General features: G+C 44.7%; 19 protein-coding genes. 14 read left to right on the forward strand and 5 right to left on the reverse strand.

All coding sequences use genetic code 11. The features are described from left to right. The first annotated feature begins 12 nt into the window (after nt 1-12). Entirely contained in the window at nt 13-2,877 is a 2,865-nt protein-coding gene (gene gcvP / locus OA79_RS12455; protein ID WP_063333558.1) for an aminomethyl-transferring glycine dehydrogenase, read from the forward strand. A gap of 84 nt (nt 2,878-2,961) precedes the next feature. Here the strand turns inward: gcvP and OA79_RS12460 are convergent, their stop codons facing one another. The 3 genes from OA79_RS12460 to OA79_RS12470 all read right to left on the reverse strand — a co-directional run bounded on the left by OA79_RS12460 (nt 2,962) and on the right by OA79_RS12470 (nt 5,418). Beyond that, nucleotides 2,962-3,726, reverse strand: coding sequence for a CLCA_X family protein (locus OA79_RS12460; protein ID WP_063333592.1), 765 nt, complete (start codon nt 3,724-3,726; stop codon nt 2,962-2,964). A gap of 26 nt (nt 3,727-3,752) precedes the next feature. Next, nucleotides 3,753-4,220 carry a hypothetical protein gene (locus OA79_RS12465; RefSeq protein WP_156486265.1) on the reverse strand — a complete coding sequence of 156 codons (468 nt, stop codon included), beginning with the start codon at nt 4,218-4,220 and terminating at the stop codon, nt 3,753-3,755. Between the two features lie 229 nt (nt 4,221-4,449). Continuing rightward, on the reverse strand, nt 4,450-5,418 hold the full coding sequence (locus OA79_RS12470) for an RluA family pseudouridine synthase (protein WP_063333560.1): 969 nt from the start codon (nt 5,416-5,418) through the stop codon (nt 4,450-4,452). A 472-nt stretch (nt 5,419-5,890) separates the two neighbouring features. On the opposite strand from OA79_RS12470, the gene rne reads away from it, so the two are divergent. Together rne and OA79_RS12480 are read left to right on the forward strand one after the other, a co-directional pair. Continuing rightward, nucleotides 5,891-9,136 (forward strand): ribonuclease E, encoded by a 3,246-nt coding sequence (rne, locus tag OA79_RS12475; RefSeq protein ID WP_063333561.1) that lies wholly within the window; start codon nt 5,891-5,893, stop codon nt 9,134-9,136. Nucleotides 9,137-9,250: 114 nt separating this feature from the next. Beyond that, a complete protein-coding gene (locus OA79_RS12480) occupies nt 9,251-10,903 on the forward strand; it encodes a SulP family inorganic anion transporter (protein WP_197465393.1) in 1,653 nt (550 codons plus the stop codon). 295 nt (nt 10,904-11,198) lie between these two features. Here the strand turns inward: OA79_RS12480 and aceF are convergent, their stop codons facing one another. Beyond that, complete coding sequence (aceF, locus tag OA79_RS12485; RefSeq protein WP_063333562.1) at nt 11,199-13,106, reverse strand: pyruvate dehydrogenase complex dihydrolipoyllysine-residue acetyltransferase; 1,908 nt, start codon at nt 13,104-13,106, stop codon at nt 11,199-11,201. Nucleotides 13,107-13,195: 89 nt separating this feature from the next. Next, nucleotides 13,196-15,862 carry a pyruvate dehydrogenase (acetyl-transferring), homodimeric type gene (gene aceE, locus OA79_RS12490; RefSeq protein ID WP_063333563.1) on the reverse strand — a complete coding sequence of 889 codons (2,667 nt, stop codon included), beginning with the start codon at nt 15,860-15,862 and terminating at the stop codon, nt 13,196-13,198. Between the two features lie 881 nt (nt 15,863-16,743). Here aceE and nadC point away from each other — a divergent pair. From nadC to OA79_RS12545, 11 genes are all read left to right on the forward strand, one after another. Then, nucleotides 16,744-17,595, forward strand: a complete 852-nt coding sequence (gene nadC / locus OA79_RS12495; RefSeq protein WP_063333564.1) for a carboxylating nicotinate-nucleotide diphosphorylase — start codon at nt 16,744-16,746, stop codon at nt 17,593-17,595. Continuing rightward, nucleotides 17,595-18,788 (forward strand): acetate/propionate family kinase, encoded by a 1,194-nt coding sequence (locus tag OA79_RS12500; protein ID WP_063333565.1) that lies wholly within the window; start codon nt 17,595-17,597, stop codon nt 18,786-18,788. Before nadC ends, OA79_RS12500 begins: the two co-directional genes overlap by 1 nt. A 45-nt stretch (nt 18,789-18,833) precedes the next feature. Further along, complete coding sequence (gene pta, locus OA79_RS12505) at nt 18,834-20,930, forward strand: phosphate acetyltransferase (RefSeq protein ID WP_063333566.1); 2,097 nt, start codon at nt 18,834-18,836, stop codon at nt 20,928-20,930. Nucleotides 20,931-21,046: 116 nt separating this feature from the next. After that, a complete protein-coding gene (locus OA79_RS12510) occupies nt 21,047-21,424 on the forward strand; it encodes a hypothetical protein (protein WP_063333567.1) in 378 nt (125 codons plus the stop codon). A gap of 62 nt (nt 21,425-21,486) precedes the next feature. Then, complete coding sequence (locus tag OA79_RS12515; protein WP_063333568.1) at nt 21,487-21,939, forward strand: pilin; 453 nt, start codon at nt 21,487-21,489, stop codon at nt 21,937-21,939. After that, nucleotides 21,936-22,859, forward strand: coding sequence for a GspE/PulE family protein (locus OA79_RS12520; protein ID WP_063333569.1), 924 nt, complete (start codon nt 21,936-21,938; stop codon nt 22,857-22,859). Before OA79_RS12515 ends, OA79_RS12520 begins: the two co-directional genes overlap by 4 nt. An 8-nt stretch (nt 22,860-22,867) precedes the next feature. Then, nucleotides 22,868-23,929: a type II secretion system F family protein gene (locus tag OA79_RS12525; RefSeq protein WP_063333570.1), complete on the forward strand. Its 1,062-nt coding sequence runs from the start codon at nt 22,868-22,870 to the stop codon at nt 23,927-23,929. A gap of 9 nt (nt 23,930-23,938) precedes the next feature. Beyond that, nucleotides 23,939-24,730 (forward strand): prepilin peptidase, encoded by a 792-nt coding sequence (locus tag OA79_RS12530; protein WP_063333571.1) that lies wholly within the window; start codon nt 23,939-23,941, stop codon nt 24,728-24,730. Next, nucleotides 24,721-25,323 (forward strand): dephospho-CoA kinase, encoded by a 603-nt coding sequence (gene coaE / locus OA79_RS12535; RefSeq protein WP_063333572.1) that lies wholly within the window; start codon nt 24,721-24,723, stop codon nt 25,321-25,323. Before OA79_RS12530 ends, coaE begins: the two co-directional genes overlap by 10 nt. Continuing rightward, the gene (yacG, locus tag OA79_RS12540) at nt 25,320-25,541 is read left to right on the forward strand and encodes a DNA gyrase inhibitor YacG (RefSeq protein ID WP_063333573.1); all 222 of its coding nucleotides are present in this window, start codon (nt 25,320-25,322) and stop codon (nt 25,539-25,541) included. Before coaE ends, yacG begins: the two co-directional genes overlap by 4 nt. A 26-nt stretch (nt 25,542-25,567) precedes the next feature. Then, nucleotides 25,568-26,779 (forward strand): response regulator, encoded by a 1,212-nt coding sequence (locus OA79_RS12545; protein ID WP_063333574.1) that lies wholly within the window; start codon nt 25,568-25,570, stop codon nt 26,777-26,779. Nucleotide 26,780: the final 1 nt, after the last annotated feature.

Here is a 26,780-nt window from a genome sequence, read left to right on the forward strand (position 1 = left end):
GGTGATTGAACTATGACATCGTGCATCCGCGATTTGTTGAACAACGACGAATTCATCGCTCGCCATATCGGACCAGATAGCCAAGAACAAGCTAAAATGCTGAACACCATTGGCGCAAGCGATCTCGCTGAATTAATTGAAAAAACGGTTCCTGAGGCCATTTGCCAAGCAAACCTAGATTTAAGTGCGCAAGCGGTCAGCGAAAACGATGCCTTAGTAGAACTTAAAGCCATTGCACAACAAAACAAAGTAGCGCGCTCCTTTATCGGCATGGGCTATCACGATACATTTGTGCCATCACCTATTTTACGAAATCTATTAGAAACCCCAGGTTGGTATACGGCTTATACGCCCTACCAGCCTGAAATCTCACAAGGTCGTTTAGAAGCCTTACTGAATTTCCAGCAAGTGATTATCGATCTAACCGGCATGGAGATCTCCAACGCATCACTATTGGACGAAGCAACCGCTGCCGCAGAAGCCATGACGCTGATGAAGCGCTCCAACCGAAAGAAAAGTAATTTACTCTTTGTCGCCGATCATTGTTTACCACAGACCATTGATGTGGTGAAAACACGCGCGGAATTACTTGGCATTGATGTGGTGGTAGACGATCTAGAGAAACTCAATGATCATGATGTCTTTGGTGCCATTGTTCAATATCCAGGCATTGACGGTGAAGTCAAAGATTTGACACCATTTATTGCCGCCGCTCACGAACAAAAAGCCTTGGTCAGCGTTGCCGTCGATCTACTTTCTCTTGTCTTGCTAAAATCTCCTGGCGACATGAGTGCGGACATTGTGTTTGGTAGCGCGCAACGTTTCGGTGTGCCAATGGGCTTTGGCGGTCCACACGCGGCCTTCCTTGCCACAAAAGACACATACAAACGCTCCATGCCTGGCCGTGTTATCGGCGTTTCCAAAGACAGCCATGATCAGCCAGCTCTGCGTATGGCTATGCAGACTCGTGAACAACACATTCGTCGCGAGAAAGCCACGTCTAACATCTGTACTGCACAAGCCCTTCTCGCCATGATGGCCAGTTTTTACGCGGTTTATCATGGTCCTGATGGATTAAAGAAAATCGCCTCTCGCGTTGCCGGACTAACTCACCTTCTTGCGTCTCAATTGCAAGCCAACGGCTTTAACAGTAATGCCAGTCATTTTGACACGCTTGTCATTGATAGCGACGATAAAACTCAAGCCATCTATGAAAAAGCGCAAGCGAAGTTAATGAATTTTTATCAAGTCAGTGATAGCCGCTTGTCCATTGCCTTGAACGAAACCACCAAACCACAAGACATCGTCGACATCCTAGCTTGTTTTGACATTGCTACGGATGTTGAAAGCATTGCCAATATGAACATCAGCTTTGGCATTGCTGACAACCTATTACGTCAAGACGAGATTCTGACCCATCCTGTGTTCAACAGCCACCACAGTGAAACCGAGTTAATGCGCTACATGCATCAACTTGAAGTCAAAGACATCGCGCTTAATCAAAGCATGATTCCACTAGGTTCATGTACTATGAAGCTGAACGCGGCTTCTGAAATGATTCCTGTGACTTGGGCCGAGTTTGGTCGCATTCACCCATTTGCACCAGACAACCAAGTTTCTGGCTATCATGCCTTGCTACAAGAGCTGATTGCCATGCTTTCTAAAGCCACAGGTTACGACACGGTGTCCTTGCAACCTAACTCTGGCGCCCAAGGCGAATACGCCGGTTTGGTCGCCATTGATAAGTACCACAAGTCACGCGGCGACCATGATCGTGATGTGTGCTTGATCCCGAGCTCAGCCCACGGCACCAACCCAGCCTCTGCCGCTCTTGCTGGCATGAAAGTAGTCATTGTTAAGTGCGATGAGAACGGCAATATCGACCTTGATGATCTGGCTGAAAAAGCGGAAAAGCACGCAGAGCAACTAAGCTGCATCATGGCCACCTACCCCTCTACTCACGGCGTGTTTGAAGAGCACATTCGTGAAGTATGCGACACAGTGCACAAATACGGCGGTCAAGTTTACATTGATGGCGCCAACCTTAATGCTTTGGTTGGCATTGCGCCTCCAGGCAGCTTTGGAGGTGATGTATCTCACCTAAACTTGCACAAAACTTTCTGTATACCACACGGTGGTGGTGGCCCAGGCATGGGACCAATTGGGGTGAAATCGCACCTTGCTCCTTTCTTACCAGGCCACACTATTAGCCCAGTTCTGGACATGGAAGAACAACATGGCGCCGTGTCTGCCGCCCCTTACGGCAGCGCTAGCATTCTAGTGATTACCTGGATGTACATCAAAATGATGGGCGATCAGGGCTTAAAAGACGCGACCTATAATGCCATTTTGAATGCCAACTATGTGGCCAAACGTCTAGGTGAGCACTACCCTGTGCTTTACACTGGCAAAAACAATACAGTCGCTCACGAGTGCATCATCGACATTCGTCCGTTGAAAGCGGAATCTGGCATTTCAGAAGAAGACATTGCTAAGCGCCTAATGGACTTTGGTTTCCATGCGCCAACCATGTCTTTCCCTGTGGCCGGCACCTTGATGATCGAACCAACCGAATCTGAAAACCTTGAAGAATTAGATCGCTTCTGTGACGCTATGATTCAAATTCGCAAAGAGATCAGTAAGGTTCAAACTAGCGAATGGAGCTTGGAAGACAATCCGCTTGTTAACGCTCCACACACCGCAGCAAGCCTGTTAGCCGCGGATTGGAACCACGGTTACACTCGCGAAGAAGCCGCCTACCCATTAGCTTGGATCAAAGCTCGTAAATATTGGCCACCCGTTGGCCGTATCGACAATGTCTACGGTGATCGCAACTTGTTCTGTGAGTGCCCACCGATTGAAAGCTACGAAGGCTAATTCTGCGATTAAAACTGAGACAAATCTTTGCATCTAACCAGAATCGCCATAAAGCGAGCCTAACCATCTGTTAGTCTCGCTTTTTTATTGGCTACCATCTACTTCCCGCCAAAGCGCGCCACCTAGGCGCTGAAAATAGACAGCAAAAGCCTGATTAATACGTTCCCTTTGCTGCCCTTGTGGATACAAACCTCGGCTCGCTTCGGTGGAATATCGCGAACCTCTCACCAAAAAGCCATTATTAGGACACGCATCCTCAATAAACGCCTCAAAAGATCGAGCGCACAGCTCTTCAGGTTTTGCATAATATAGAATGTTATATTCTTGATCAGCTTGCTGAGAGGCACGAAACAACTCGCTTGGTTCATCACCTGCTGGATTCAACATAATGGCTTTAAAGCACTCTGTTAAGGCAAGGTTTAATGGGTGATTCACTGTTTGCGTCACATCCACCAGATTCAACCATTGGCGAGAAGCAAAGCTCATAGCGGGTGATTGAGGGTACAACTTATCAGCAATATAATGATCAAAGGCGTGAAACCATTCGTGCGCCAGACTGCCTGCCCCTGCATTTTTCGCTAAGGCAAGCTGCCTAGTTGCTGGAGTGTAATGCGCTGCCACACCTGGCTGCCCGCCCTTACCATATTGCAAGCCAAGTGTACCGCGCAATGAAATTAAGGCTTCCGGCGCCTGCAAGACCGTCATTAGATCCAACAAGGCTTGATAAAAATTGATCGCGGCTCGATCTCGCTCGTGTGGCGTAACCCAACGACCCATTTCAATCCCGCGAAAATCAAACTGACGCCGGATCGAGACAAAAGAAATTTGTGTTTCTGAAGGATGGGACATTGGCATTTAGCTTCTTATTTTTAGGTTTATACCTTATGTAAATATAGACAATTAACTTGTTTAAGTTTAGCCAGCTTAACCTGTTTGCAGACTGACAACTCACATTGCACATGAGAACGTACTGCGGCAATCGCTCGCTCATCTTGATTCAGTTTTATCACTTGCTCATCTTGCCAATCAAGTAAGCGATCCACTTCATCCTGATATGCTTCTTCGATCTTAGTCAGAGCAATTTGCTGCTCTAAACTCAAAGTCAAACCTTGAGACTCCAGCTGCTTGCCAACAGAATTGAATGTTTGTTGCCACAATAGTGATGGCAATTCATCGTCTCGTTCCCGTCTATCATTTCGACCATTTGAAACGGAACTGGTTCTAACTTCAGTAATAGACTGAACAAACTCGTTATTATTCTCAACAGTGCCAGTGAACCCAATAGGAGAAATTACCACCAAACATGTCGCAGTAAACGACTTTAAATATTTTAATGTAGACATCAACATCATTAGGGTCTCATTACATTAACAGTCTAATCATTAAGCCTGAGCCAATGAATAGCGGCAAGACGGTCTTATGCAAATGCACAATAGAATCTCATCTGTACAATCTAATGTCCGATGCTGACAAGCTAGCCACAAAAAAGCACGAAACGGGATAGGGTAAAATAACAAGTTCGCGACAACCAATGCCACGAACTTACTCTAGCTAGATATGGAATCAAAGTGATTAATAAAGGGCTTTAAGGGTATGATTCATTAAAGATTGCCACTCATCATCTAACGGCGCTTCAAATACTTTTTTCTCACCATTAAGTTCAATAACCAAGCGAGTCGCATGCAAGCATAAACGTTTAAAACCTAACGCTTTACTGGCTTTCAACGCTTCCGCTGGGGAATACTTATCGTCTCCTACAATGGGATAGCCAGCATGCAAAGTATGAACACGAATTTGGTGGGTTCTACCCGTCACAGGCTCACACTCAATCAAGCTATAATCTTCAAATTGTCGAACCAACTTAAACAAGGTCAGACTTTCTTTACCATCAGTATGAACTTTTACCACTCGCTCACCTGATTTAAGCTCATTTTTCAACAAAGGCGCATTCACCTGTTGCTTGCGCTTTGGCCAGCTCCCATACACCAGAGCGAAATAAGTCTTTTGCACACCTTCCTTTTCTCGCAGTGCCGTATGCAACTCTTTTAGCACTGATCGCTTTTTGGCAATCATTATCAAACCCGAGGTGTCTCGGTCTAATCGATGAACCAGCTCAATAAATTTTTCTTGCGGGCGCATTTGACGCACCACTTCCACTAAACCAAAGCTGAGACCACTGCCACCATGTACAGCCAAGCCAGATGGTTTATTGACCACCAATAAGCCTTTATCTTCATAAACGATACGAGACTCAATCTCATTTTTCAGTTTGTCTGACAAGTCTGGTTTTTTAGATTCTGGCGCAATCACGATTGGCGCAATACGAACAACATCGTCAGACTGCAGTCGATAATCTGGTTTGGTTCGCTTTTTATTAACGCGAATTTCACCTTTCCTCAGCAGGTTGTAAATTTTCCCCTTAGGCACACCCTTCAAAAAAGTAACAAGAAAATTATCAATCCTTTGTTCGTGATTGTTTTCATCTATCGTCACATAGCGTACGGCGGGGCGAGGGGCTAAATTCGGGTCTGTTTCAGACATATGCAAAGATTGGTTTCCTTTATAATTGAAGCACTTAGTTTTTACTGTTATATTCAATATCGCAAAGGGTAAGAGGCAACAAAACGCCTCGAAGATAAGAAGCAAGAATTGAATGATACTGCCAGAGCGACACTTTGGCCCCTATCTTACCTCTGTAACAGTTAATCTTAAATATTAAACCGCATGATTCGGAAAAAACCGCATCAGTGGAAGGAATTTCATTAAATTGCTCAACCGCGCGTTCGCGATGTTTGACAAAAAGGCAAAGAAACGAGACCAGTTAAAGAGACTATTTGGTAATAATCGAGGCAGCGACCGCTACACGCGTTTAGTTAGAAATAAATGAATCCAGTATTCATCTCGCCAGACAAAAACTGAATGATTTGCTCTATAATTTTGAGTCAGATTGATTAATGGTTGCCCTGACACTGCTGTGGCGTTTTCGTATCCGCTAACAGAGTTCACACATAAAATGATTAGAATGTTAATAAATGCAACTCAACAAGAAGAGTTGCGCGTTGCACTAGTAGACGGTCAACGTCTGTATGATCTAGATATCGAATCTGGCTCTCGCGAGCAGAAAAAATCCAACATTTATAAAGGCAAAATTACTCGAGTTGAACCGAGTCTTGAAGCCGCTTTTGTTGATTTTGGCGCAGACCGCCACGGATTCCTTCCTCTCAAAGAAATCTCGAAAACCTACTTTTCTAAAAAAGCGAACCATGATGGCCGCATCAACATCAAAGATGTGATCAGCGAAGGTCAAGAAGTCATTGTTCAGGTAGACAAAGAAGAACGTGGCAACAAAGGCGCCGCACTAACGACTTTTGTCAGCCTAGCTGGACGCTACCTTGTTTTGATGCCGAACAATCCACGCGCAGGTGGCATTTCTCGTCGCATTGATGGTGATGATCGCTCGCAATTAAAAGAAGCCATGTCTGGCCTAAAAACGCCTGAAAATGGCGGATTAATTGTCCGTACAGCTGGGGTTGGCCGTTCAACGGAAGAGCTTCAGTGGGATTTAGACTACTTAGAAACCCTTTGGAGCTCCATTACCAAAGCCGCAACAGAGAAACCAGCCCCTTTCCTAATTTACCAGGAAAGTAACATTGTGATTCGCGCCATTCGAGACTACTTGCGCGAAGACATTGGCGAAGTACTAATTGATGAAAAGCAAGCTTACCAAGATGCGGTCAATTTTGTGATGCAAGTTATGCCTCACTTTAAATCACGCATTAAGCTTTACACAGACTCTACCCCTTTATTCAATCGCTTCCAGATTGAAACCCAGATCGAAACAGCCTTCCAACGTGAAGTACGTTTGCCGTCTGGTGGCTCTATTGTTATTGACCCTACCGAAGCCTTGGTATCGATCGACATCAACTCGGCACGAGCAACCAAAGGTGGCGACATTGAAGAGACGGCGCTACAGACCAACCTTGAGGCGGCCGATGAAATTGCTCGTCAGCTAAGACTTCGTGATATTGGCGGCTTGGTGGTCATCGACTTCATCGACATGACACCAGTACGCAACCAGAAAGAAGTTGAAAATCGTATGAAGACGGCGCTTGAAGCTGACCGAGCTCGAGTTCAGCTTGGTCGCATTTCACGCTTCGGTCTACTGGAAATGTCTCGTCAACGCTTACGCCCATCTTTGGGTGAGACAAGCGGCATCGTTTGTCCTCGCTGTAACGGCCAAGGCTTCATTCGTGATGTTGAATCACTTGCTTTATCTGTACTTCGTTTAATCGAAGAAGAGTGTGCGAAAGAACGTACCGCACAAATTCGCGCCGTGCTGCCTGTTTCCGTCGCCACTTTCTTGTTGAACGAGAAACGCACCAACATCGCCAAAATTGAGAAGCGCAATAGCGTTCATATTATCCTTGTGCCAAACCCGCACATGGAAACACCTCATTTTGAAGTTGAACGAATCCGCGATGACAACTCAGTCGTGTCACAGAACGACACTAGCTACACATTAGTAGAGACGCCTGAGCAACCTCCGTACGAACCACGTCAAGCGAATGAAGTTGTTCGTCCGCAAGCGGCCGTAACGAGTATTGCACCAAAAGCACCGGCTCCGGCGCATACCAACACACCAGTAAAAAGCAAGCCTAGCAAGGTTAGTAAACCGAGCCTGCTAACCCGCATTTTGACAGCCCTATTTGGAGACTCAACGGAATCCAAGAGCGCAGATAAAGGCGGCAAAAGCACCACAGCCAACAAAAACACTCGCAGCAACACCAGCAAGAATACCAACAAGAATGCTCGACCAAATCGCAACAAGCGCAATGTAAAACACCAAAGTGCTGAACGTGAGAGTGAAGAGTCACAAGAAAAAGCACGCTCGACTCGTCAATCACGCCGCGAGCAAGCCGAAGCGGGCGGTAAGAACAACAATAGTCGTCGCAACAACCGCCCTAATCGTCAAAACGATCAGGACAATAAGACCGAGACGCAAGAGCAAACACCAAAAGCGGCACGTCAGCAAAAAGAAGTGCCGGAAGTGAAAGAGCGTAAGCGTGATCGCAATGAGAACCGCCGTCGCAATGGTAAAATTAAAGACGAAGCCCTAGAAAATGCAAAACTACAAGAAGCTGAACAAGCCGCTAAAGTAGAATCTGCAGAAAAAGCTGAGTCCGACAACCAATCTAATCAACAGAGTAATTCTGGAGATGAGCCACAGCAACGTCGCTCTCGTCGCTCTCGCCGTTCTCGTCGCCCTCAACGCGAAGAGACTACCGTAGAGAATAATACAGAAGAGACAGCACAAACTGAGTCTCAAGCAAGCGTCACACCAGCTGAACAAGCAGAAACCTCAACTGAAGCCGCTGCCCCAATCAGCTCGGACGTTGTTGAAGCAGCGACTCAAGCGCTTGATGAAAACAATGCGACAACAGCGGAAGCTCGCCCAGACAAAGAAGCAGAAAGCAACACCACTTCTGATACAAAAACAGAAGAAGTCGTAAAGCCTAAGCCTAAAATGTCTGTTAAGGCACAAATTAGCAAAGCTGAACAAGGCGCAGAACCTGAAGCCGCAAAAATGGAAGAAACGCCAGATCTAACGACTTCTGAAGAGACAAGCACTGAGTCAGAAAAAGTTAATACTGCGTCTGCTGAACCGGTATCTGAAGCTGAAGCACTGAAAAGCGATGCCGAATTAACAGAAACGACTGACAGCGTAACGACTGAATCTATTGCTGACACATCAATTCAACAAGCAACAATAGAAGAAGTAGCCTCAAAGGAGACATCAGAAGAAACCAGCGCAGAACCTAAAGCACAAGTCACTTCACCTGAAATGGAAGCGACAGAAGCTGCAGCGCCAATAGCTGATGAGACGGACACTGAGAATGCTAAACCAGCAACTCAGCAAACATCCGCCACTCAAGCTGAACAGCCTAGTGAAGAGACGACCTCAGTAGATGACGCGCAAGCGGCCAATACTGAAACAGAGCAAGCAACAGATAAAAAAGCTCGCGTTCCACGTCGTGGCCGCGGTAAGCCAGTTGCTAAAACGTCAAGTGCAGAAGCAGTCGCTCCTGTTGAGTTGCCAGAAGCGATTCTTGCTCAGCAAGAAAAACTCCGCCAAGAGCAGGAAGAAAAACGTAATGCGGCAACCTCTCGACGTCGTGCCTCATCCGGTCGAGTTAAAAATGACCCAAGACTGGCACGCGAAGAAAGCCAATCGGTAGAAGAAAACGCTGAATCAAATTAGGATTAATTGATTCTTAATTCTTTTACTTAGAGCCCGCTTTTGCGGGCTCTTTTACAGACAAACGTAGACTTTTTCAACGGATTGATTTTGATTAAAAACGGATAGGTAAATTCAATGATCATTGATTTTTCTAGGTTCAAAGATTGGACATTAGTAGGCGACTTATTCGGGGGGGCAACCACGGCTGTTGTCTCACTCCCTCTCGCACTCGCCTTCGGCGTTGCCTCTGGGGCTGGCGCGGAAGCAGGCCTTTGGGGCGCCATCTTAGTTGGGCTGTTTGCCGCAATATTTGGTGGCTCAACGAGCCTTATTTCAGAACCCACCGGCCCTATGACGGTAATCATGACTGCCGTACTGACCAGCATGATGGCAAGTAGCCCCGAAAGCGGCCTAGCCATGGCATTTACCGTAGTGATGATTGCTGGCGCGTTTCAAATAACCTTAGGCTATTTAAAGCTCGGTAAATACATCACCCTAATGCCTTACAGTGTCATCTCTGGATTCATGTCAGGCATTGGTGTCATTCTGGTCATTCTACAGCTGGCCCCTTTCTTAGGGCACCCTTCCCCAGCCGGCGGCGTGGTTGGCACATTAACCGCCCTCCCTAGCTTACTGATGAACCTAAAGTTCTCAGAATTGTTTCTTGGGCTCATGACCCTCGGCGTTTTATTTTACGTACCCAAAAAGTGGCGTCGATATGCCCCTCCTCAATTAATTGCCCTGGTCGCTATCACTCTTATTTCCATCATCCTATTTGATGACTCCGATGTCCGTAGAATTGGCATTATCCCTTCAGGACTGCCTTCCATTCATTGGCCAACCTTTGAATTCCCCGTGATTATGGAAATGGTCATTAACGGCTTAGTCTTGGGAACACTTGGTTGTATTGATACACTCTTAACCGCGGTTATCGCGGACAGCTTAACTCGTAAAGAACACGACTCTAATCGCGAGTTAATTGGCCAAGGCGTTGCCAACTTCGTTTCCGGCTTACTAGGCGGCCTACCGGGTGCTGGTGCAACCATGGGAACGGTAGTCAACATCCAGACAGGGGCAAAATCCCCTCTAGCAGGCATCACCCGCGCCGTTATCCTATTGTTCGTGGTTCTCGGTGCCTCACAGTTAATCAGCCCAATTCCCATGGCAGTGCTTGCTGGAATCGCACTCTACGTAGGGATCAACATTCTTGACTGGAGCTTCCTTAAGCGTGCCCACAAAGTCGCCTTATCTCCTACTATTATCATGTATGGGGTCATGGCTTTAACCGTCTTTGTCGATCTTATGGTTGCGGTAGGCATTGGGGTGTTTATTGCTAACATCATCACCATCGAGAAACTGAGTCGCCTACAATCAGGCAATGTGAAAGCCATTAGTGATGCTGATGACGACATACCATTGACGGAAGAGGAAAAAAGCCTACTAGACAGTGCAAATGGCAAAGTATTGTTATTCTACCTATCTGGCCCAATGATTTTTGGCGCCAGTAAAGCCATTGCCAAACACCACAATCGAATCCATAACTATAAAGCGGTTGTATTGGACCTAAGTGCTGTTCCTATGATGGATCTAACCATTGGCCTAGCTCTCGAAAACGCCATCAAAGATGCCATTGATGCTGATTGTGCGGTATACATTTACAGCCCTAATGGACAAACCACGGAACGACTTGAAAAACTTGGTGTTATTAATCGACTCCCTGAAAACGCTTTTTGTGAGTCGCGATTACAAGCCCTTGAGCACGCCTCAAACAGCATAACCTCAGCTTAACCTTAACCTAATAACAACCATCAAAAACCTATCGATACTCGGTAGGTTTTTTTATTCCAAGAGAACACCCACCTTATTACACCCCAGCCTAAGACTTTATTTACACGAGCAAGAAAGCGCCAACAGACACAACAGCCCACTAAGAGCGCCCATTAATAAGCAAATTAAAAAGCGTTTAAGCAAAACGATTCAATGTCTAGATAACAGGCAACAGAGAATCAAACAACACACATTGCGAGCACAAAAAAAAGCCACTCAATTGAGTGGCTTTTCGTATGCATAACGCACTTGAGGATTACAGAGTTAAACGACGAACATCGCTTAACAATGAGTTCAAGTAAGTCAAGAAGCGACCCGCATCGCCACCATTGATTGCTCTGTGGTCATAAGACAAGCACAAAGGCAACATGGTGCGAGGCTCGAAGTCTTTACCGTTCCAGCGTGGCTCGATGTCGGCTTTAGACACACCAAGAATACCCACTTCAGGACAGTTAACAATTGGAGTAAAACCAGTACCACCAATCGCACCAAGACTAGAAATGGTGAAACAACCACCTTGCATATCAGCAGGTTTAAGCTGCTTATCAAGGGCCTTCTTAATCAACTCACCGGCCTCTTTTGCAATCTGTACGACTGATTTCTTGTCAACATCACGTAATACAGGCACAACAAGCCCAACTGGTGAATCAACAGCAATACCGATGTTGACATAGTGCTTCTGCACATAGCTTTCACCGTCTGCCATCAAAGACACATTAAACGCTGGATTAGCCACCATGGCCTGAGCAACCGCTTTGATCAAGAATGGCAGTGGTGTCAATTTCACACCTTGTTTTTCCATTTCAGGCTTCAAGCCTTTACGGAAGGCTTCCAAATTCGAGATATCGGCTTTATCAAACTGAGTGACTTGCGGCACAACCAAAGAGTTGCGAACCATGTTCTCAGCGGTCAATCGCTGGATCTTGCTCATCTTAACAATTTCAATTTCACCGAACTTGCTAAAGTCTTGATCCGGTACCGTTGGCAAACCAGCGCCAGAATTAGCACCAGCAGCAGGTGCTACTACCGCCTTCTGTACGGCCGCTTTAACGTAAGCATGCAGATCTTCTTTCAAGATACGGCCACGAGGACCTGTCGCTCGAACAAGTGATAAATCCACACCCAACTCACGAGCCAACATGCGGACAGCAGGGCCAGCGTGAACTTTTTTGGATGGTTCAGTTAATACAGCAGATTGATCAACAGCAGGGGCCGCCGCTTTTGGCTGACTTGCTGCTGGCGCTTCGGCTTTCTTCTCTGGCGCTGACGCTGTTACTTGTGTCGTAGGTGCTGAAACAGCGCCTTCCACTTCAAGCTCTAGGATCAAATCACCTTCAGAAACCTGGTCACCCTCTTTTATAGAGATAGACTTCACTTTACCGGATTTAGGCGCAGGAATATCCATTGATGCTTTGTCTGTTTCAAGCACGATAATGGAATCACCCTCTTTGACCTCATCACCAGCCGCAACCGCCACTTCGATGACATCCACACCTTCAGCACCACCAATATCAGGCACCTTAACGGATTCAACACCACCAGAAGTCGCAACAGGCGCCGCTTCGGCTGCTTGTTGAGCAGGCTCAGCAACCTTTTCAGAGACGGCAGCAGATTCCGTTACCATGGTTAAAATGGCACTTCCTTCTGACACTGTATCGCCCACTTTGATTGAGATAGCGCCAACTTTGCCAGTGAACGGTGAAGGAATATCCATTGACGCTTTATCCGTTTCAAGAACGATTAAAGAATCACCTTCTTCTACCTGATCCCCTTCAGCAATACAAAGCTCTATCACTTCGACGTCCGTGGCACCGCCAATATCAGGCACAACAACGTGTTGCTCACTAGACGCGGCAGCAGGTGTAGGTGCAGCACTAGGTTCAGCCGTTTTTTCCGCTTCAGCAGGTTGATCCACACTAACAGAACCTTCAAGCTCGATCACTAGAACTTCATCACCTTCAGACACTTTATCGCCTTCAGCAACGGAAATTTTCGTTACTTTACCTGCTTGCGATGAAGGCACATCCATTGAAGCCTTATCCGTTTCTAAAACAATAATTGATTGGTCAACTTCAATAATGTCGCCAACCTTAACACTGACCTCGATAACTTCGACATCAGTCGCACCGCCAATATCCGGTACTCGAATGATTTCAGTACTCACAGAAATCTCCTTTGTCGTTTAGACGCATCAAACTTAAAATCTTATCTGGTTTTGATGATTCAAAACCAGATACCTAGCTTGTCAAGTAATTAGCAAATAACTGGGTTTGGCTTCTCAGGATCTAAACCAAACTTGGCAATCGCCTCACTAACTACGGATGCATCAATCACACCGTCTTTCGCCAGTGCATTCAAGGCAGAAACAACAACCCAGTAACGGTTGATCTCAAAGAAATGACGCAATTGAGCGCGTGTATCGCTTCGACCGAAACCATCGGTTCCAAGTACATTATAAGTACCTTTAACAAATGGGCGGATTTGATCTGCAAACAACTTCATATGATCAGTTGACGCAATCACAGGCCCTTTGCCGTCTAAGCAAGTTTCAACATAAGACTGGCGTTGATCTGCTTCAGGGTGAAGCATATTCCAACGACTCGCATCCAAACCTTCACGACGCAATTCATTGAAAGAGGTTACACTCCAAACATCAGAGTTCACACCGAAGTCGTTAAATAAGATTTCCGCCGCCGCTTCCACTTCACGAAGAATGACGCCAGAACCAAGCAATTGAACCTGCTTCTTATGGGTTTTCTTAGTGTGTGATTTCAGCTTATACATGCCTTTCAGAATGCCGTCTTCGACACCTTCTGGCATATCTTCATGAGCGTAGTTCTCATTCATCACCGTTAGGTAATAAAACACACTCTCTTTTTCTTTGTACATACGACGTAAGCCATCTTGAACGATAACAGCCACTTCGTAAGAATAAGTAGGGTCGTAAGAAATACAGTTTGGAATCGTACCTGCCAAGATGTGTGAGTGACCATCTTCGTGCTGTAGACCTTCGCCGTTTAGCGTTGTACGACCTGCCGTAGCACCAATCAAGAAGCCACGCGCCTGAGAATCACCCGCTGCCCACGCCAAGTCACCAACACGTTGGAAACCAAACATAGAGTAGTAGATGTACACAGGAATCATAGGTAGATTGCTGTTACTGTAAGACGTTGCTAGTGCCAACCAAGAAGAGAATGCCCCAGCTTCGTTGATACCCTCTTGGAGAATCTGCCCGTCTTGTGACTCTTTGTAGTACATGATTTGAGTATGATCATGTGGTGTATAACGCTGACCTTCAGAAGAGTAAATACCCAACTGACGGAACATACCTTCCATACCGAAAGTACGCGCTTCATCGGCAAGAATCGGCACAACACGTGGACCAATCTGCTTATCTTTCACCATCACGTTCAAGGCACGAACAAACGCCATAGTTGTCGAAATCTCACGACCTTTAGTACCAGCAATCTGCGCTTTGAACGCTTCTAAAGAAGGTACTTCAAGTGCTTCACAATCACGACGACGAATTGGGAAATCACCATGCAATTCTTTACGACGTGAGCGTAAGTATTGCATTTCTGGGCTGTCTTCAGCTGGCTTGTAATAAGGTAAGTCTTTCAGCTCTTCATCACTGATTGGAATACCAAATTTATCACGGAACTGAGCAAGAGATTCTTCGTCAAGTTTTTTAGTCTGGTGAGCCGTATTTTGCGCTTCAGCAGCCTTAAACATACCGTAACCCTTGACAGTTTGTGCCAAGACAACAGTCGGTTGACCTTTATGAGAAGTCGCTTCTTTATAAGCCGCATAAACTTTGTATGGATCGTGACCACCGCGATTAAGATTCATAATCTCATCGTCAGTCATGTCTTTGACCATTTCTAGCAATTCAGGGTACTTACCGAAGAAATGCTCACGAGTATAAGCACCACCATTCGCTTTGTAGTTCTGCAGTTCGCCATCGCACACTTCATTCATGCGCTTAACAAGCAAACCTTTTGTGTCTTTTTCGAACAAAGGATCCCAATGACGACCCCAAAGACACTTAACAACGTTCCAACCAGCACCTCGGAAGACACCTTCCAATTCTTGAACGATTTTGCTGTTACCACGAACCGGTCCATCAAGACGCTGTAAGTTACAGTTGATCACGAAAATTAAGTTATCTAGCTTTTCACGGCCAGCAAGAGCAATGGCACCCAAAGATTCTGGCTCATCGCACTCACCATCACCAAGGAAAGCCCAAACTTTACGATCACCCTGATCGATCAAGCCACGGCTGTGCTGATACTTCATCACATGAGCTTGATAAATGGCTTGTAGAGGCCCAAGCCCCATAGAAACCGTTGGGAACTGCCAGTAATCTGGCATCAACCATGGATGAGGATAAGAAGAGATACCTTTACCATCTACTTCACGACGGAAATTATCAAGCTGTTCATCAGTCAAACGACCTTCAATGTATGAACGAGCATAAATTCCTGGGGAAATATGGCCTTGGAAAAACACCATATCTGCTTCTTGCTTACCGTCATTACCACGGAAAAAGTGGTTAAAGCCGATATCATACAAGGTTGCAGCAGATGAAAAACTGGTAATGTGGCCACCAAGCGTAGAATCCGCTCGGTTTGCTTTCATTACCATTGCCAATGCATTCCAGCGAATGATTGAACGAATACGACGTTCCATAAAGATGTCACCTGGAAGAGGTGCTTCATCTTCTGGTGCTATCGTATTGCGATATGGCGTTGTAATAGAAGCTGGTAGTGAAGTGCCCGCTTTAGAGGCTTCACCAGTCAGACGGTTTAAAATGTATTGCGCGCGATCAGGACCTTCTTCGCGAAGGACAGACTCAAGCGCATCGATCCACTCTTTTGTTTCAATTGGATCGATGTCTTCGAGAATATGCTGCTCAGTCATCGTGTTAATAACTCCCGCTATTAGAACAGATACTTAACCTTCAAATAATCAGTGTTGCTAACCATTTAAAAGCTACTTAAACGAGCCAGAAATGAACGGTGTGTTGCACCATTTATTTCAGTCGACCTAGATAAAACGACACCCTACTCGTTTGAGCTAGCGTGTCGTTTTATCTGCACCAATGGTCATAGTTTTTGTTTTAATTTTTTACCATTGAATCAACCACCAGCTGAAATACGCTGGTCGGCTCGCTTCCAATTTGAGTCTGGTTCAACAGACCCTTCATTTATTTTTCACCTCAGCAGCATGACTAACTGAGAATGAAAATACAAAGTTTCATTACTGTATAATGAAAGTAGAAAGCGCAAATAAAGTGTTACTTCACTTTAGTCTAACCAATCTAAATTAGGCTATTTTTTGTCTTATGCTCTTCTAATTCGGGCGTAAGATTAACACCTAAACAAGAAATCTCATAGACAAACTACGCAACAAGCATAGATCAAGACCACTTTTGTAGCTTTAAAACATGACGTTTTACTGACACAAATCCATGTAAAGTCCGACCAATTCGGCCTCAGTCTAACTGCAAAACAAGCAATTCACAAAATAAATGCAGACTATAAGTCATATCAATAAGGGCATAATCGCTCACAACTTGATCTATATACACTTAAAACTTGTTATAAAATTACATGAACACCCACCCTTTTAACGGCATTTTGAACACCTTCCCTCACATTCACTGAGTATATTTTGCTTAATTCAGATACGAATTCAGCTGAATGTCATATAAATCAATCATAATGATCAATTCAGCACTGACGATTTGTGAATATAAAGCTACAATAGTGAATTCAAAAATGCGCATTATAGGACTGTACATGACCCCTTTGGACGCTCAATTAATTGAGCATATTCAAACTCAGGTTGCTTTTGCACTTAAAGAAGATATTGGTAGTGGCGACATTACGGCGCAACTGATTCCAGATGATCAACACATTACTGCCAACCTCATCAGTCGAGAAGACGCGGTACTCTGTGGTCAAGCTTGGGCCAACGAAGTATTTCATCAACTTGGAAAGGATGTCACTCTAACCTGGCATCATCAAGACGGTGATCTAATCTCTGCCAATCAAGTATTCCTAACCATTAAGGGGCACGCTCGAACCATTTTAACGGGCGAGAGAACCGCTCTTAACTACATTCAAAGCCTCTCCTATACCGCCACTGTTACACGCCAATATTGCAAGTTGGTGGAAGACACGACATTAACCATATTGGATACTCGTAAAACCATCCCAGGAATGCGTTTAGCACAGAAATACGCGGTGACCACTGGTGGTGGGAAAAATCATCGTATTGGCTTATATGATGCTTTCTTGATCAAAGAAAATCACATTATGGCCGCAGGCTCCATCCCGAATGCAGTGGCTATGGCAAAACAAATTGCACCAGGTAAAACCATCGAAGTGGAAACAGAAAATCTGGAAGAAGTCGCCGAGGCCGTTAAAGCGGGTGCTGACATCATCATGTTAGATAACTTTTCCTACGACGACATGCGCAAAGCCGTTCAACAATACCAAGGCTCAGTAAAATTTGAAGCTTCTGGCAACATGGACAAACAACGCTTGCCAGAAGTGGCTAAAACCGGTGTTGATTTTGTGTCTATAGGCGCATTGACAAAACATGTCACTGCCATCGACTTATCTTTACGTGTATCTCAGGAGTCATGATGAAAGACAGTATTCTAGTAATTAATTGCGGTAGTTCATCATTGAAATTCGCCATCTTAGCGAACGCCGGACAAGATACTTTAATGGAAGGCATTGCCGACCAACTGGGTTCAGATACCAGCACAATTACGTTTAAATACCAAGGTGAAAAGCATCAAAAACCACTTGCCGTAGGCAATCACGAGTACGCAGTAAAAGAAATAAAAGCCTGGCTTGATCTTCATCCAGAAATCAATGATTCCTTAGTGGGAATTGGGCACCGTATCGTTCACGGTGGTGAAACCTTCAATCAATCCGTATTAATCAATCAAGAAGTCATTAATGGCATTCAAGAATGTGCCAGTTTAGCGCCTCTTCATAGCCCTGCGCATTTAAAAGGCATCGATGTTTCCTTGGCGTTGTTTCCAGGGGTGCCACAGGCTGCCGTATTTGACACTTCGTTCCACCAAAGTCTGTCAAAAGAACAGTTTCTATACCCAATCCCAATGGATCTCTACCGCGAGCACCACTTTCGTAAATATGGTTTTCATGGCACAAGCTATCGCTACATCAACCAACAGCTTGATAAATTGGCACCGGGTAGCGATCAACAAGGCGTTCTTGTCGCTCACCTTGGCAATGGTGCGAGCACTTGTGCCATTAATAAGGGGAAATCATCAGACACCAGCATGGGAATTACGCCTCTCGAAGGTCTAATGATGGGAACACGCTCCGGTAGCCTAGATCCAAGTTTGTTAACTTTCATCATGAAAGCCAAACACCTTTCTGCTGAAGAAGCACTGGATGTACTCAACAAGAAAAGTGGCCTACTCGGCGTGTCTGAATTATCAAATGATTGTCGAACACTAGAAGACGCCATGATCTCAGGCGATGAGAGAGCCAAATTGGCGCTTGATATGTTTGCTGTTCGTACCGCCAAATACCTAGTCAGTACCGCCACAACTTTAGAAAGTATTGATCACTTGGTCTTCACTGGTGGTATCGGCGAGAATTCAGTCTATCTTCGCAACGCCATTTGCCAACAACTCCGTGCCTTTAATATTAAGTTGGATGATAGCCTAAACAATCATGCCCCTCGCGGTGAAGTATCAAACATAAGCGCCGAGGATAGCCACACTCAAGTGTGGATCATCCCAACAAATGAAGAGCTTATGATTGCAATGGATACCATTAGCTTGATACAAGGCTTATAACAGGTTCAGCCCACTACTTAATGGACTAACATAGGATTCTAAGATATGACAATTAACGTACTTATGACAGTTCCAACAGGACCAGGTGTTGGCTTAACATCCGTTTCGGTTGGTCTCGTTCGAGCCCTTGAGCAACAAGGCCTAAAAGCCAGTTTCTTCAAACCGGTTGCTCAACCTCAACCAGGCGATAAAGGCCCAGATAAGTCGACTGCTATGGTGTCTCAAGGCTCTTCCTTAACACCAGCCGAACCGATCCCATTGCATGAAGCTGAACGCTTTCTTTATAACGACAACATTGATGAGCTGATGGAAGAAATCGTTGGCCGCTTCCAAGCCAGTGTTGAGCCTGATTCGACCGTTATTGTCGAAGGTTTGGCTCAGATTGCCGGACACCCATATGCTACCCGTTTAAATAAAGCCATTGCTCGAACGTTAGACGCAGGCTTAGTACTGGTAACCGCTCCGAACAACATGCGCGTTAATGAACTGGAACATCACGTCGAAATTGCCGCAGGCTCTTACGGCGGCATTAAAGCAGAGGATGTCATTGGCTGTATTTTGAACAAGACCACTCCTGGCTCACTAGGAGTAAAATCTTATGGCGACTTGTTTGCCCAACGCGGCATCTTCAAACGCAACTTCAGTTTGCTTGGCCAAATTCCATCAGCCGATGAACTGACGTTTCCGAGGGTAAAAGACGTTGCGGACTTTTTAGGCGCAAACATTGTCAACGCTGGTGAGATGGAAACTCGTCGAGTGCAATCTTATACGCTCTGCGCGCGAGGCGTTGAGAATGTATTAGAGGCATTAAAACCTGGCGTTTTGGTATTCACACCAGGTGACCGTACTGACGTCATTATGGCCACCGCCATTGCCGCTCTAAACGACATCAAAATAGCGGCCCTAGTCGTCACTGGCGGCTACCAACCCAGCGAAGCCTTGATGTCACTTTGTGGTAAAGCCATGGCCAAAGGTCTACCTGTGCTATCCGTTAATTCTAATAGCTGGGAAACCGTGATCAACATGCAATCTTTCAACCAAGAAATCCCACTGGATGATAAAGAACGCGTGTCTATGGTAAAAGAACACATAGCACGCTGTATTGATCATGACTGGATTAATTCTTTTGCTCTCAATCAAGAAGAAAGAAAGCTGTCTCCACCAGCGTTCCGTTTCCGTTTAATTGAATTGGCCCGTTCGCTAAACAAACGCATTGTGCTTCCAGAAGGGGAAGAAATTCGCACCATTCAAGCGGCCTCTATTTGTGCTGAACGAGGCATCGCACGTTGTACCCTACTTGGCAATGAACAAGAAATTCTTCGTACGGCTCAAAACAACGGCATCGAATTAAGTCATGGCGTTGAAATTTTAGACCCCGCCAGCATTTTGGAGCGCTATGTTAGCCCAATGGTCGAACTGCGTAAAAATCGCGGATTAACAGACATAGTGGCTCGCGAACAACTCGAAGACAACGTTGTTTTAGGCACGATGATGCTACAAACCGGCGATGTGGACGGCTTGGTATCAGGCGCCGTTCACACCACAGCGAACACCATTCGCCCAGCCCTACAATTAATTAAAACGTCGCCAGATGCCAGCTTAGTGTCTTCTGTTTTCTTCATGTGCTTACCTGATCAGGTCTTGGTATATGGCGATTGCGCCATTAATCCAGATCCTAGTGCCGAACAGCTTGCTGAAATTGCCATTCAAAGTGCGGACTCGGCTAGCGCATTTGGCATTACCCCCAAAGTGGCTATGATCAGCTACAGCACTGGCGGTTCAGGCACGGGTAACGATGTGGATAAAGTACGTGAAGCGACAGAGATCGCTCAGCGACTTCGTCCTGATCTATTAATTGATGGCCCATTACAATATGATGCCGCGATCATGGAAAAAGTCGCCAAACAGAAAGCGCCTAATAGTAAAGTCGCGGGGAAAGCCACAGTGTTTGTTTTCCCTGATTTGAATACGGGCAATACCACGTACAAAGCAGTACAACGAAGTGCAGACGTAGTCAGTATTGGCCCGATGCTACAAGGCATTCGCAAGCCAGTAAACGATTTGTCTCGTGGTGCCTTGGTGGATGATATTGTCTACACCATCGCGATCACCGCCATTCAAGCGGGTAAAATCAAATCTTAGCTTAGCCCTGATTGTCCAATCCGGATCATTTCACGAAAACCGGATTGGACAATCATCAGTTTGCCGATTAATATTTAACCATTCACAATAAATTACATTTGTAGGTGGTGAGTATTATGTCCGGCAGTCTCCCCCATTCCATTGCCGTGTCCAACCAAACGCAATCCAATGTAGCCCAACCAGGCTATACGACTTACGATGTCCGCTCTGACGAAGACACCAATATGGCGGCATTAAATGCCCGTAACGCCAAAGCTTCAAGCGATCTAGTTGTCACCATATCTGAACAAGGTCAAGCGCTTCAAGGCCGAACCCGAAAGCAATTTGAAGAAACCAAAAAGAAAAACGAGAAATCATCCGAAACGAGAGAAGACCTCATCGAGGATGAATTCCTCGAAGAAGACGCATCTTTACCTGTGTTTGGTAAAACCAGTAAATCAGAGTTTTATTCAGAAAAAACACCAACGGGTGAGATGTTAGATCAAACCGTCTAATGACGAATAAAATGTTTTCATAAAAAGGCAGGATGCCTAACAATCTCTTCAAGGAGTGAAGAATGTTTATTTACCGCAATGTTCAGCAAGGTTTTACCTTGCTTGAACTCATGGTTGTTATTGCCATTATCTCTATTTTAGCCAGTCTTTCCGCGCCCACCTTTACACGTCAAATTGCCAAAGCAAAACTTATTGATGCCCAAAACATAGGCACCCAACATCAAGCCATAGTAGAGGAATTCATTTTATTAAATGGACATTTCCCTAGCAGCGAGGAATTTGCCCTCTATAAACGCACGTTGGCAGACAATTCAATCGTCAAAAGCCTCACGGTTAAAAACCAAAACAGTATCAGTGGCGATCTAGTCTTAACGCTAAACAGCAGCACTGGCATTAATGATGGCCAAGTGATCACATATCAACGTGACAGCAATCGTAATTGGTCCTGTTTGTCTGATATCGACGAAAAACTGCTACCTCAGCAATGCAGCGCGATGCTTGGAGAAGAAGAATGACACTAGAAGAAATATTAACCACGGCCATTCAAACAGGTGCAACTGACATACACATTCAACAAACTCATCAAGCCATTCATGTTTATCAAAGACAATTCGGATTACTCAGTAAAATGACCGAATTAACACCAAATGAAGGCCTATTAAATCGAATAAAAATGAAAGCAAACTTAGACCTTTCAGAATCTCGACGAACACAAGAAGGCCAGTTTTCTTTTACTGAAAAAGACAAAACCACTTTTATTCGAGTCAGTATCATTGCCACCGTAAAAGGCGAAAAAGTCGCTTTACGCTTGTTACCCGAAAAACATCAATTAAGCTTAGATGAAATTGGTTTGCCTAAAACCATTTTCGGCCAACTAAAAACCGCCATACAATCTACTAGTGGTTTAATACTGGTTTGCGGTGCAACCGGAGCCGGAAAAAGCACGACGCTTTACGCCTGCCTAGAAGCCTTAAACAGTGGACAGAAAAGCATTTTTACCATTGAGGACCCTGTCGAATATGAACTACCCGGCTTATTTCAATGTGAGCCCAACCCAGCCATAGACCTTAGTTCAGCTGCCTTACTAAAATCTTTATTAAGACAAGATCCAGACATCATTATGTTAGGGGAAATACGAGATGCGATCACCGCCAATTTGGCCGTTAATGCCGCTTTAACTGGGCATCTTGTTCTGGCCACCCTTCATACTAACTCTGCTTTTGATGCCATTCATCGATGTCATGCTTGGCAAGTGGATTTTTTCTCTCTGGTCAGCTCTTTAAAGCTCATAATCCATCAATCCATGCAATATGAAGAACAAAGCCAACATGCTGTTTTTAGTGCTCTAAAACCTCTCTGGAGTGATCTCATGCCAGACAGCTACGACACGCTAATCCACTCCAATCATCTCTGGCATGCCATGAATCACGCATAGGTTTTCATATGACTTGGTTTAAAGTAATGCTTCAAGACAAACACGAAGAAGTATATCAAGCCGACTCTGAAGCTGAGCTCGTTTTGACGCTCATCCCACATGGAAAATGGCCAATAGACATTGAGGAATGGCAGCCAACGTATCTTAATTATGCCTCCCTATTAACCTTCTATAAGGAAATTGACAGCGCCTTGCAGTCAGGTCTGCAACTCACAGAGGCAATTGAGCATCTGGCTTTGGCGTCACGAACCGACACTCTCACTGCCATAAACAAAGCATTATTAAGCGAACTAAACAAAGGGAAGAGTTTCAACCTCACCCTTTCCAGTTTATGCCTCAACATTGCCGTGCCATATTGCCAGCTTATTAATGCAAAAGGATCCAGAGAGGACTGCCAACAAAGTTTAACCGCATCCATCTTACAACTGACGTCATTACTGGATTGGTCAAACCGCATTTTTAAAGCCATTCTGTATCCTTTTTGTATCATTCAAATCGCTTTAGTCATGTCATTCGTAAATCAGTTTTGGCAGCTTGAGTCAGACCAAAACATCATCGCCATGCTGCCAATGAGCTTTGTCTATGCTGTCACTAGCCTTGGGCAGTTCTATACATTACTTTCCCTACACAATGGCAGAGCTTGTTTTTGGCTAGAAAAAATCAGCGCCACCTTTCGCCTTACTAAGATTTTTTCTTTGCTATCAACGGCGAGAAAAACAGGGACAACCTTGCAACAAACCCTGCAACAAATGCACTTATATTTAAACCACTCAGCCACCATAGACGAGACTCTCTTTGCGTATTACCAACTCAAACTTGGCAGAAATTATGCTGAGAGTTTTCCTAACCATTGGTTTCCTGATGAAGCGGCTATCGCTCTTTACTCGGCAGAACAAGATGGCGATTTAGATCGAGCATTATTCATAGCGGCAAAAAAACATGAACAAGATTGGCAGAAAAAAATACATTTTCTTGAAAAACTCATCCCAGCTCTTTGCCTTTTAATCGCCGGAAGTTTTGTCGCCTCCGCACTGGTTAGCATTTATGCCCCATTATTAAATTTACCTTAAAGGAAACACATGGACAGCATTGGTTATGCTTTATATCTCATCTTTGTTTTAAGTATAGGGAGTTTTTCTGGTGCTTACTGTTATCGCTGGCCCAAGCAACAACATTTAAATTGGCAAAAAGAAGCTAGGAGCCTATTAGGCCTCTCCCCTGATACTTTAATTCACCATTGCTCATCCAAACATTCCCATTGTCCTTCATGCCAGCACCGACTGCCTGTTAGAGACCTCATTCCTATTTTAAGTTTTGTTTTACTTCAGCGACGTTGTCGCTATTGTCAGCAAAAAATTTCAGCTCGATATACGGTTATTGAAGTGACGCATTTGATCACTTGCGCAGCTCTGCCATTTTTTATTCATGACATACACACTTTAATTCTCTACAGCATACTCATCAGTGCCTTAATAACGGCTTCCTTTATAGACAGTAAGCATTATCTGTTGCCAGACGAATGTTTGTTTGTGGCGATGATTTGCGCCTTTTTAGCACCGCTTCACTCAGCTCAACTGTCTGATCATGTGCTTGGGGCGATCATGGGGTTTTCCGCCATTTATTGTTTGGGAAAGCTGTATTTTTGCATCCGAAAGCGAACAGGCATAGGGCTTGGCGATGCGAAATTAATGGCTACGTTGGGGGCATGGCTTGGATTTTTGCACCTGCCTGACATTCTAGTTTGTGCATGTATACTCGGAATCTTATACACTGTTACTAGAGAAAGGCATGAAACAAAATTCATTGCTTTTGGGCCTTTTTTAACATTTTCGAGTATTTTCTTATTTTACGTAAAAATATTATGGCAGTAGTCCCTATTATTGGTTTAGCTGGCGGCATTGGCTCAGGAAAAAGCACCATTGCAACCTTATTTAATCAACTTGGCATTGAAAGCATTGATGCTGATGATATTGCCCGACAAGTTGTTGAACTTGGCACCCCTGTGCTCACCAAAATCCATCAGAGATTCGGTGACGAAATCCTTCTTGAAGACGGTACCCTTAATCGTCGCGCTTTACGTCACATCATTTTTAGCCAACCCGAAGAAAAATCTTGGTTAGAAAGCGTCAGCCATCCCGCGATCAGAGAGTCGTTAATCGTCGCCTTACAACAAGCAAAATCAAACTATGTGTTGTTGGTTCACCCTTTACTGTTTGAAACGCAACAACACAAAATGTGCCGTTATGTTATCGCAATTAACGTTCCAAAAGAGATTCAAATACAAAGAGTCATGAATCGCGACCAAATTGATGAAGAAACCACACTGAATATTATTAATTCTCAACTAAGCAATCAGGATAGACTCGACAAAGCAGATTTAGTCCTTGAAAATACTGGAAATATTAATGAGATGAATGCTAAAGTTTTAGAGATGCATGAAACAATTTTAAGGTTGATCAAATGATAGAGAACAAACGTCTTGTTACTTGCCCAACCTGCCAAACAAAATCTGCATGGTCAAATGATAATCCAGATCGACCTTTTTGCAGTGCTCGCTGTAAGCTAATTGATCTGGGCGAGTGGGCCAATGAGTCCTATGCCATACCTCAGCAAACGTCTGAGGAAGATGAAATTTTCTCCGAAGACTTATTAGCAGCAAATCCAAATAAGTCTTTTTTATGATGTTTAGAGTGGGAATGTAATATTTTATGGCTCTGCAAGATTTTTCTAATAAAAAAGCACTTTTGATTGAGGACATGGCAGAAGCTCGGATCATGCAGCGAAAAATGCTGACCGATTTTGGTTTCACTTCAATCGATATCGCCATGAAAGCTGAAACGGCCATTGAACTGCTTCGCAGTAAGTCATTTGATGTCATCCTATCGGATTACAATTTAGGGAAAGGCAAGGATGGCCAACAGTTACTTGAAGAAGTTCGCCACTCAGCGTTGATCCCTAATACCGCAACTTATCTAATGGTAACGGCAGAAACGTCAATTGAAATGGTTATGGGTGCCATTGAGTATCAACCTGATGGTTACGTGACCAAACCTTTTTCTCAGGCCATGCTGCAGCGCCGACTCAACAAACTCCTAGAAACCAAGGAGCGACTTTATAAAGTTAACTTGGCACTGGACAACAAAGAGCATGAAACGGCCGTCAGTGAAGCTAAAATCGTAATGGAAAAATACCCCTCTCTTGAGGGCAAATGCGAACGCATTATGGGAGATTGTTTTTTAGAGTTAAAAGAATATAAAAAAGCGCTTTCTCTATATAACAAAACCATTAAAAGCCGGAAAATGCCTTGGGCCCTATTTGGTAAAGCCAAATGCTATTACTTGATGGATGAGCTTGATAAAGCGGAAAAACTGTTAAATCAACTGATGTTAGACAACCGTTTTTTTGTCAGTGCTTATGACTGGCTAGCCAAAGTGTTACTAAAACAAGATAAAGCCGCTGAAGCACAATCCACTTTAATCGAAGCGATTACCAAGTCCCCGAAAAACATCTTACGTCAAATGGAATTAGGACGAATTAGCTTACTGCTTGGCGACAGCATCACAGCGGAGATGGCTTATCGTAAAGCCGTCTTCCTCGCAAAACATTCTTGCTATAATACCTCTGAAGTATACTTAAAGCATTTGGAGTCATTGGCCAGAATAGCAGACAGCGGTCCACTGATTGCTCGCCAGAAAGACAATTTCGACAGCACTCTGAAGAAAATCCATGATGGTTTTTTTGATGAGCCTGACTCAAGGGCAAAAGCTTATGAGTATGAAATGGACATTTGTATCGCGGATAATGAAATTTCCACCGCTAAGCAAATTTTTGAGGTTTGGCTTAGTGATGTTAGCTCGGCCGCCGCGACTGCGCCTAGCAAACAACAAACCGACCGCTATTCAAACGCATTCGGAAGTTAAA

Origin of the sequence: Marinomonas sp. TW1 (assembly GCF_001625355.1) — a bacterium.
Classification (GTDB): Bacteria; Pseudomonadota; Gammaproteobacteria; order Pseudomonadales; family Marinomonadaceae; genus Marinomonas.